This is a genomic window from Dolichospermum sp. UHCC 0260, from assembly GCF_009711985.1.
Taxonomy (GTDB): Bacteria; Cyanobacteriota; Cyanobacteriia; order Cyanobacteriales; family Nostocaceae; genus Dolichospermum; species Dolichospermum lemmermannii.
In genome coordinates, this window is the sequence record NZ_VIKZ01000059.1 from 20,978 (window position 1) to 27,115 (window position 6,138).

At 36.6% G+C, this 6,138-nt stretch carries 7 protein-coding genes and 1 pseudogene; 4 read left to right on the forward strand and 4 right to left on the reverse strand.

Annotated elements, in window-relative coordinates; translation table 11 throughout:
• The first annotated feature begins 77 nt into the window (after nucleotides 1-77).
• Together FJR08_RS19110 and FJR08_RS23345 are read left to right on the forward strand one after the other, a co-directional pair.
• Nucleotides 78-1,031, forward strand: a complete 954-nt coding sequence (locus tag FJR08_RS19110; protein WP_168634227.1) for a DNA cytosine methyltransferase — start codon at nucleotides 78-80, stop codon at nucleotides 1,029-1,031.
• A 36-nt stretch (nucleotides 1,032-1,067) separates the two neighbouring features.
• Nucleotides 1,068-1,190, forward strand: a pseudogene (locus tag FJR08_RS23345) (1-acyl-sn-glycerol-3-phosphate acyltransferase); the annotation flags it as partial.
• Nucleotides 1,191-1,297: 107 nt separating this feature from the next.
• On the opposite strand, the gene FJR08_RS23350 reads toward FJR08_RS23345, so the two are convergent.
• On the reverse strand, nucleotides 1,298-1,498 hold the full coding sequence (locus tag FJR08_RS23350) for a hypothetical protein (protein ID WP_148279009.1): 201 nt from the start codon (nucleotides 1,496-1,498) through the stop codon (nucleotides 1,298-1,300).
• 197 nt (nucleotides 1,499-1,695) lie between these two features.
• Between FJR08_RS23350 and FJR08_RS19120 the strand changes: the two genes are divergently transcribed.
• Complete coding sequence (locus FJR08_RS19120; RefSeq protein ID WP_168634228.1) at nucleotides 1,696-1,992, forward strand: DUF2288 domain-containing protein; 297 nt, start codon at nucleotides 1,696-1,698, stop codon at nucleotides 1,990-1,992.
• Nucleotides 1,993-2,042: 50 nt separating this feature from the next.
• On the opposite strand, the gene mnmE is transcribed toward FJR08_RS19120, so the two are convergent.
• Nucleotides 2,043-3,437, reverse strand: a complete 1,395-nt coding sequence (mnmE, locus tag FJR08_RS19125; protein ID WP_168634229.1) for a tRNA uridine-5-carboxymethylaminomethyl(34) synthesis GTPase MnmE — start codon at nucleotides 3,435-3,437, stop codon at nucleotides 2,043-2,045.
• 133 nt (nucleotides 3,438-3,570) lie between these two features.
• On the opposite strand from mnmE, the gene FJR08_RS19130 reads away from it, so the two are divergent.
• Nucleotides 3,571-3,771 carry a hypothetical protein gene (locus FJR08_RS19130; protein ID WP_148766971.1) on the forward strand — a complete coding sequence of 67 codons (201 nt, stop codon included), beginning with the start codon at nucleotides 3,571-3,573 and terminating at the stop codon, nucleotides 3,769-3,771.
• 204 nt (nucleotides 3,772-3,975) lie between these two features.
• Here FJR08_RS19130 and FJR08_RS19135 read toward each other — a convergent pair whose 3' ends face one another.
• On the reverse strand, nucleotides 3,976-4,416 hold the full coding sequence (locus tag FJR08_RS19135; protein ID WP_148763443.1) for an anti-sigma regulatory factor: 441 nt from the start codon (nucleotides 4,414-4,416) through the stop codon (nucleotides 3,976-3,978).
• 3 nt (nucleotides 4,417-4,419) lie between these two features.
• Nucleotides 4,420-6,072 carry a SpoIIE family protein phosphatase gene (locus FJR08_RS19140; RefSeq protein ID WP_168634230.1) on the reverse strand — a complete coding sequence of 551 codons (1,653 nt, stop codon included), beginning with the start codon at nucleotides 6,070-6,072 and terminating at the stop codon, nucleotides 4,420-4,422.
• Nucleotides 6,073-6,138: the final 66 nt, after the last annotated feature.

A 6,138-nucleotide genomic window follows, 5' to 3' on the forward strand; every position in this document is an offset into this window, starting at 1 on the left:
TAAACGCGGATAAACGCGGATAATTTTTATTCTGTGCAGCCTTACATAAAATTGGTATTACACGAATAAATATACAAATGAAATCCTCTTCCTTAAAAGTCATAGATTTATTCTCTGGTTGTGGTGGGTTATCACTAGGATTTCAAAATAGTGGATTTGAGATTGTTGCTGCTTTTGAAAACTGGAAATCTGCCATAAATGTTTATCAGCAAAACTTTCATCATCCGATTTTTGAATATGATTTGAGTCAGGTAAATAATAATTATTCAATATTTAAACAATTTTTACCTGATGTAATTATTGGTGGTCCACCATGTCAAGATTTTTCTAGTGCTGGTAAGCGTAATGAAGATTTAGGGAGAGGAGATTTAAGTATTACATTTGCTGAAATAGTAGCTAATGTCTCTAGTCAATGGTTTGTTTTAGAAAATGTAGAATTGTTTAGAAAATCCCACAAATATCAAGAGTTTAAGCAAATTCTTAAATCTGCTGGTTATGGTTTAACAGAAAAAGTATTAGATGCTAGTTTATGCGGTGTACCACAGAAAAGAAAGAGATTCTTCTGTATAGGAGAACTTGGTGGTCAAGATGATGATCTCAAGACTTATCTAGAAGCTAATTTATCTAAAAAACCGACAACTATTAGAGATTATTTAGGGAATAGTTTAGGGATTGAATATTATTATCGTCATCCTAGAAGTTATCAAAGAAGGGCTATTTTTAGTATTGATGAACCAAGTCCGACTATTAGAGGTGTGAATAGACCAATACCTAAAACTTATCAACAACACCCCGGAGATGTTGCACCATTAACACCAGATTTGCGTCCATTAACTACTCGTGAAAGAAGTTATCTTCAAACTTTCCCTGATAATTTTATTTTTGCAGGTTCAAAAACAGATTTAGAACAGATGATTGGTAATGCTGTACCCGTTAAATTAGCAGAATATGTTGCTAAATGTCTGCTAATGTATATTGAAGATTATAATAAATACCACATATCTAATGTTATGATGCCACTGACTGTTTAAATAAAATTCATGACTTCTAAAAAATTGGTTTCTGAACCTTTAACTCTGAGAATTGGGAAGTTAATTGATGCTCCCATTTCTACTAAGAAAGAGGAATTGGAAAGGGTTACTCAAAGGTGTGCGAACGCAATTAATGAAATGCACGATTTCGGAGGGTAAAATTTTTTATATGGCAGACAAGACTTGTACTGAGCCTGCGATGCCCTGAGCCTGTCGAAGGGTCGAAGTATGCCTACCCCATAAGGGTTTTCATCAATATTTGCAGGTTATTCTCTGAGGTCGGACTCAGGTAAATGACAGATTAGCTCGCACTCCAGTACCCATTGAGAAGTGCAACGAGGATAACTGTTTGGATCACAAGACCACACTAGTTTATGGTGACAGTTTTCACCTTCCTCATCGTTGGGATTAGTTTTATTATTGTCAGGATTGTCTCCTGTGGGAGTGTTGTTATTAGTTGTGTCCATATTTTAAGCTCCCTTTAACTTTTTTTTAATTTATTCTTAACTATTTTATATACCAACTTACGGGCAAAAAGTAAATTACTACCGTAGATTTTGTAATATTTATTTACATAGTTTCGCATCTTATAGGTATATCCCTGCACTAACTAGGGCTTGCTGATCAGGTAAAATGAAACTAATAATCAATAAAGTGGGGAATTATGTCGGAATTACGGGAAAAATTACAGCAAAATCTCGATGAAGCAGAATGGGAGTGGTTAATTCCCCATGTCCAAAAAGATGCGGTGATTTTGGTAGCGGAGAATTTAGACTTATTAGATGTGGGAGAAGCGATCGCTAGTGATAATATTCTTTCAGTGCAACATTGGATAGATGAACAATTATTAGCCAAACCGACAATAGATCAAGTGGGAGAATGGAATCTCAACCGTGAGAAGCGATTTAATGCTCTGATTGTTGAACCTTATGTGATCATCAAAGAAATCATTACTGCCTAAAATACTGCAATTTTGAGATATTATTAGGGGACTGCAAACAATAAATGATCTTATTTACCAATACAGAAACGGCTGAAAATCCGATCTAAAACCGATTCTGTAACTTCTTCTCCGGTGATTTCTCCTAATGCTTGAATTGCTCCTCTTAAATCAATTGTCCAAAAATCTAAGGGTAATTTATCGGTGATTGTCATTTGCACTTGTGCTAAATCAATCTTGGCTTTTGTTAAAGCTGCTGCTTGTCTTTGATTAATTGCTAAATCCAGATCAGCGGCTTGAACTTTTCCCTGTTGAACTATTTCTAAAATCGCTATTTCTAAATTATCAATTCCTTGATTTATGGCTGCGGCTGTGACAATTTTGGATTTTGGATTTTGGATTTTGGATTGAAGATTTTCTTGTTCTGCTGATGAAATCAGGTCAATTTTATTAATGACTAAAATTACCGGACGGTGTTTTACCTGTTCATAAATTTCTTGATCTGCTGATGTCCAACCGGAGGCCGCATCAATGGTAAATAATACCAAATCAGCATCATTAGCGGCACGATGCGATCGCTCTACACCGATTTTTTCTACCTGATCTACTGTTTCCCGAATCCCCGCTGTATCTAATACCTGGACGGGGATTCCTCCCACAACCAATTGAGATTCTACCACGTCGCGGGTTGTTCCTGGTAAGTCGGTGACAATGGCGCGATCGCTCTGACTCCAAGCATTTAATAAACTCGATTTTCCCACGTTTGGTCGCCCCACTATCGCCACTTTTAGACCAGTTCGCAGTAATTCACCCTTGTCTTTTGTGGCTAATAATTTGCTAATTTCCGCCGTCACTTGCTCAATATCTGCAATAATTCTTTGCTGATCTAAAGGTGGTAAATCTTCCTCAAAATCAATTCTGGCTTCAATTTCTGCCAAAATATCTAAACAATTAGCCCGTAATTTGCGGATAGGTTGGGCTAATTTACCTTGTAATCCAGCCAAAGCCGTTTGAGCAGCTTGAGGTGATTTTGCTCCCACTAAATCTGCTATACTTTCCGCTTGGGTTAAGTCTAATCTGCCATTTAAAAATGCTCTTAATGTAAATTCTCCCGGTTGAGCTAATCTTGCGCCATTTTCCAAGCATAATTGCAATACTTGTTGCACCGCCATAATTCCCCCGTGACAATGGAATTCTACCACATCTTCACGGGTAAAAGACCGAGGGGCTTTCATTATTAATAATAAAGCTTCATCAACAATTTGCTTAGTTTGGGGTTGACGAATATAACCATAAATGATGCGATGACTTGACCAAACTTGTCGCCCTGGGGCGTAAAATAGAGTGTGCGCGATCGCCATTGCCTGATCACCAGAAACCCGCACAATACCTACACTACCTTGCTGAGGGACAACAGCAGTAGCGATCGCCGCAATAGTTCCAGTGTTAGCTAATAATTCCGACATGAGCCGTTTTTCTACAAATTTAGAAGTAGGAGGAAAGCGCAATCTTAAACCCCTACAGTACACTAGTTTAAGAAACAAATTAGGTAAAATTTATTTGCCAAGTGACAACACCCAAATTAGAGAGGAATTAATTGTGGAGCAAAAAATTAACTGTGCTGAAGCCTGTGTTAACGGTTGCGTTTTAGGTGATAAATGTCCCAATATCGAGTTTAGAGAATCAACTTCAAAGTTTATTGAAGAAACTTCTTTAGACAAAATGCTAGAAATAGCTGAAGAAAGATTGCGGAAAAAAATGACAGAACCACCAAAATGGGTATTTCCAGAAGATTCTTAATGAGATGAAATTTGGACAGGCAATATTCCCATCTCACCATCATTTTATTTAAATATGGTGTGTAAATTAGAGAATTTCCTGGTATTAGCAAATAATTTTCTGCAACTTATTTTGAATTGATTTCTTTACTTTACCTAGTGAAAACTTGGTAGAGCAAGTCATATCTTTGATTAAACAATCTCAGTGTATTTAGACCTGAGATTGTCAATCTCTTAAAACATCAGGCAATAGTTCTGTGAGAGTCATTTCTAGCTTCAGACAATTAGCACCATTTACCTGTAATTTATACTCTACCTTATCCATCAACCGATTCATAATTAACCAACCATAACCACCTTCTTGTCTGTCAAGGGGGTTGGGTGGAAAATAAGTAGACAGATCAAAACCTTCACCATGATCCCATATCTCTATTGATAAATCTCGGTCTTTCAGTTCTAAACGCAGTAAAATTGGTAAATTTAGCTTTTCTTTATGAGCATGACGAACAGCATTAGAGTATGCTTCTATCAAAACTAATCGTAACAGACTTGATTGTTTTGTCCAATCAACAGATTCCCCTAGATGCAATTGTAAACATCCCAATAACCAGTTCTCTACAATATTGATAAAACTCAGGTCACTAGGAACATGAAGTTCACTTTTCATAACCTATAAAATCTCCAAACAGAGTATAGTTTGATCATCTTCTTGGAGATCATTATTGGCTTGAATAACAGCTAATAAATTATCGAGATTAAGTGATTGAGTTTGTTTTTTAATCAGTTGCCACAAACCTGCTTGATTGAGCATAGAACGATTAGTTGTTTGGGAATTGTCTAAATTTTCCCATCCAGTTGCTTCCGTAATTCCATCACTAGCCAGCAGTAATGTATCTCCGGGAGCAAGAATCAAACGGCCAGATTTTCCTTGCCATTTAGGTAATATTCCCAAGGGAATACTCCGAACTCTCAGATAATGGGGAGAATCATTAAAAATTGTTTTTTGTGACCACATAAAAGGATAAATATGCCCAGAATTAGCATAGACAAGTTCTCTTGTGCTTGGGTGATAACGGGCTAAAACCATCGTGATAAAATAATTACTGCTGATTAAGTCATCACGCAGAGCATAATTCAGATTCTGCATCATCACATTTGGCTCTACAGGTACTTCTTGAGATAGTTCCCGACGCAGCAGAGAAATCGTACTAGACATAAATAAAGCCGCTGGCACGCCCTTACCAGAAACATCACCAACTGCTAACCACAAATCACCATTAGCATGGACAAATACCTCAAAAAAATCACCCCCAACCTCTCTTGCTGGATAGCAACAAGCTTGGATTTTTACACCTGTGATTTCCGGTAAGGTTTGCCGTAATATATTATGTTGAATTTGGCGAGCTACTTCCAACTCCAGGTGAATTTGTTGTTGTTTTTCTTGCAGACTTTGATAGAGTTTGGCTTGGGAAATTGCTAAAGCAGCTTGTTCGGACACATCTGTAATTAGTTGAATATCTTCTTGATGCCAAATCTGATCGCTTCCTAACTTACAAATAGCAACAATAGCTAGTAAATGTTGTTGATAAATGAGGGGAATAACCAAGTATTGATAAGGGATATCTTTATAAAAATTTTCTGTTATTTGATAATGTTGGGTTTGGAAAACTTCAGCAATTAACTCACTAGGGTCTGGAAGTAAATTACAGATTTCAGATTGAGGATTTTGATAGCAAAATGGCTGTTGTATTAATAAATCATCTTCTACTGGTTTGAGTAAACAATTATGAGCCGCAAATGTCTCTCCCATCGTGGTAACAACTTTTTGCAGCATATTGTTATAGTCTAAAGATTCTCTAATTGCCTTTGTCATAGCATTAAATAAAGATTCCCGTCGCAATGCCTGAGATAATTCTGCTACCCGTTTTTTAACTAAGCGATATGTGTCACTAGCTTGCTTAACTAATAATTGAAGTTGGTTGGGATTCCAAGGTTTAGTAATGTACTTAAATACGCGACCAGAGTTAATTGCATCTACTAAATCTTCCACATCAGTAAAACCAGTTAGCAAAATCCGAATTGTATCAGGAAAACGCTCAACCGTCAAACTTAATAATTCACTACCGTTGATGTCGGGCATTCTCTGGTCAGAGATAATCACAGCCATTTCACCTTCTTTTTCTAAGATAGCCAAGGCTTCACTGGCATTATTAGCTCTATAGACTTTAAAATCTTTCCAAAATGTGCGATAGAGTAATTCTAAGTTATCTAACTCATCATCTACCACCATGAGCTTGAGCTTATCTAACTTTTTATCAGTCATAATTTGACTCAACTTTCCACATCTTTGAATGGCAAGATGTCCTTAATTTAATAATTATGTAACTAA